Origin of the sequence: uncultured Campylobacter sp. (genome assembly GCF_937997595.1) — a bacterium.
Taxonomy (GTDB): domain Bacteria; phylum Campylobacterota; class Campylobacteria; order Campylobacterales; family Campylobacteraceae; genus Campylobacter_B.
On record NZ_CALKTS010000341.1, the window covers coordinates 1 to 2972 of the forward strand.

Here is a 2972-nt window from a genome sequence, read left to right on the forward strand (position 1 = left end):
TATAGACGAGATCCTCGGGCGTAACGAGCGCATTCCAAGCGGCGATGAGATTTTCATCCATCTCGGCTACGTTTGCGCCTTTTCTAAAATTTGGATATTTTTTAAGCACCAGCTCGTGGCCGAAGTGCAGATCGGAAGTAAAATAAACGCTCATAAAAGCTCCTCAAATAGCGCAAGATCCGCGCCCTCAGCAAATAAAAATCCGCGGTTTATTGGCGGGACGGCGAGCCGCCTGCACGCTTCTTTAAATTTCTTGTCCATCGCCGCTTTGATATAGGGCGTTACGAGAATAAAATTTTTGCCCGCGCCGACGGCTACCTTGCCGCCTAGCACGCAGCCCGTGCCGTTTTCTAGGCAGCGCGCGCATTCGTTTCGTTGCGCCAAGCTTAGCACGAGTCCTAGCCGCTTGCACGCCTGATCGACGCCGCGAAGCTCGTTTGTGCCTCGTTTTACGAGGTAAATTTTAGGCGCGGGATTAGAAATCTCGGGAGCTAAATTTAACGCGTCGGTCGCCAAAAACTCAAAGCTTTTTTTCACGCCGCTAAAGTATTCGTCCAAAAAAGGCTCACTAAATTTCGCGCGAATAAATCCGCGTTTAAACCGGTCCGTTAAATTCGTCTCGTCGGTGAAGTATTTTAGGTTTCGCTCACGCAAAAACCGCTCCAGCTCGCACTTTCGCACGCCTAAAAGCGGACGAGCGATCGCGTAGTCCTCTCGGGCTTCGATCTCCTGCATGCCTAGCAGTTCACTAAGCCCCGCGCCGCGCCCAAGCTGCATCAAAAACCACTCGAATTTATCGTCAAACTGATGCGCTAAGACCAAATTTTCATAGCCCCGCTCGCGGCAAATCTCGGCGAAAAAATCATATCTAGCCGCGCGCGCTTCGTGCTCGAAATTTGATTCGCCCAGCTGCACGCTTTTTACGTAGATTTGTTTGTTAAATTTAGCCGCCAGATCTCGCGCCGAGGCAACCTCGTCTTTGCTTTGCGCGCGAACGTTATAATCCACGATCGCAAGGTCAAATTTCACGCCCGCCTCATCCAAAAGGTAAAAAAGCGCTGTGCTATCGACGCCATGCGAAAAGGCAAGCAGATTTTTGCCAGCCCGCAGCAAGGTTAGAATTTTGCTCGGAATTTCAGGCGGATTTTTCATCTCTCTTACGAGCTTCTTAGTACTCGCGCGAGCAGTCTATCGCCCGCAAATTCCGTGATCTCGCACTCGTATAGACCGCCTGCTTTTAGATTTTGCACGTAGCTTTCGTTGATTAAAATTTCGCCGTCGATGTCCTTGTCCCATGCAAGAGGCTTGGCGCCGTAAAAAAACTCGCCCTCGCTGCTGGCACCTTCGATTATTAGGGGTATCTTTTTGCCTACGAGCGCACGCATGCTGCTATCTATCGCCTCGCGCGTGATTTTTTCGATTTTATTCAGACGGCGGCTAATTGTCCGTGCGGGGATTTGCGGCATCGCAAAGCTCGCCGTATCCTCCTCCTTGCTGTAGGCAAAAGCTGAAATTCTATCAAATTTAAACTCCTGCAAAAAGTCGCAAAGCTCGTCAAATTCTACGTCTGTTTCGCCTGGGTGTCCGACGATGACGCCCGTGCGCAGAAATGAATTAGGCGCTGCACGCATTAAATTTAAAAGCTCTTTGATCCGCGCCGCGCTCGCGCCGCGCTTCATCAGGCTTAGCATTTTGTCGTTTATGTGCTGAATCGGCATGTCGAAGTAATTTGCGAAAACGGGTGAGCCCACGATCGTGCGGATGAGTCGCTCGTCGGTGCTGGTGGGATAGAGATACAGCACGCGCGCGACCTTTACGCCCTTTATTTTTTCGATGCGTTTTATCAGCGCGACTAGATCTATGTCCTGCTCGTGGACTCTTTCGTCGTCCGCGCTCTCGCAGCTAGAGCCCTTACCGCAGGAGAGCCTACTTTGAGCGGAAATTCCATCTGCCGCGTCGCCGCATGAGCCGTCGGAATTCTGCCCGTCGCGAAAGCTTGCAAAATTTAACTCGCCTTCGGAGCCTTTAAAATTCGATCCGTCCTTTTTGCCGCGTCTTAGATCGCGACCGAAGCTACTGGAATCCTGTGCGATAAAGCTAAAATCGTAAAACCCACGCGCTACCAAGCCGCGCACCTCTGCTTCGATGTCCTCGATACTGCGGCTTTTTAGGCGACCTTTGAAGCTCGGAATGGCGCAGAAAGAGCATTTTTGATTACAGCCCTCTGAAATTTTAACGTAAGCGTGGTAGTTTGAGCCCGTTATCACGCGCGAAGAGGTAAGCGCGGGACTTTGCAGATAGGTTTGCGGGCTGAATAAATTCTGCTTTTTTAAAATCATCTCATCGATTTTATCGTAGTCGCCGACGCCGCTGAAAATATCAACCTCGGGCAGCTCGCGCATAAGCTCGTCTTTGTAGCGCTGCATCAGACAGCCCGTGACGACCAGTAGCGCACCACTTTTTTTCTGCTCGCTAAGCTTCAAAATCGCACGGATACTCTCCTGCTTGGCGCTTGCGATGAAGCCGCAGGTATTTACGATCATCACGTCCGCACTCGCAGGCTCATCCGTGAGCTCGTAGTTTTGCAGACGCCCGAGCATGATCTCGGAGTCGACTAAATTCTTATTGCAGCCTAGAGAAACGAGATGGAGTTTTGCCATTTTACAGCCAGATATTATCGATCAGACGGGTTGTGCCGACCTTTGCGGCAAGCAGGATTATCGTATCGCCTTGCTTGATCTGCGAAATTTCATTAAATTTATAATCCACGAACGCTATGTAATCGACCGCCAGCGGCTCAAGCACGCTAAGCATCTTTTCGCGGATGATATTTAGGCTGATCTCGCCTTTTTTAATAAGCGAGCTGGCGTTTAGCAAGGAGCGCGAAAGCTTAAGCGCCATAAGCTTTCCCTCCTCATCCAAATAAGCGTTGCGCGAGCTAAGCGCGAGCCCATCGCTCTCGCGCACGATCT

Annotated in this window: 3 protein-coding genes; all 3 read right to left on the reverse strand. The window is 50.8% G+C overall.

Going from position 1 to position 2972, the window contains the following annotated elements:
- Positions 1–150: 150 nt before the first annotated feature.
- Positions 151–1152, reverse strand: coding sequence for a tRNA lysidine(34) synthetase TilS (gene tilS, locus Q0614_RS11525; RefSeq protein ID WP_298788845.1), 1002 nt, complete (start codon positions 1150–1152; stop codon positions 151–153).
- A gap of 5 nt (positions 1153–1157) precedes the next feature.
- Positions 1158–2660 carry a MiaB/RimO family radical SAM methylthiotransferase gene (locus tag Q0614_RS11530; protein WP_298788846.1) on the reverse strand — a complete coding sequence of 501 codons (1503 nt, stop codon included), beginning with the start codon at positions 2658–2660 and terminating at the stop codon, positions 1158–1160.
- 1 nt (position 2661) lies between these two features.
- Positions 2662–2972: pantoate--beta-alanine ligase (locus tag Q0614_RS11535; RefSeq protein ID WP_298788848.1), on the reverse strand; the 311-nt coding region annotated here is incomplete at its 5' end.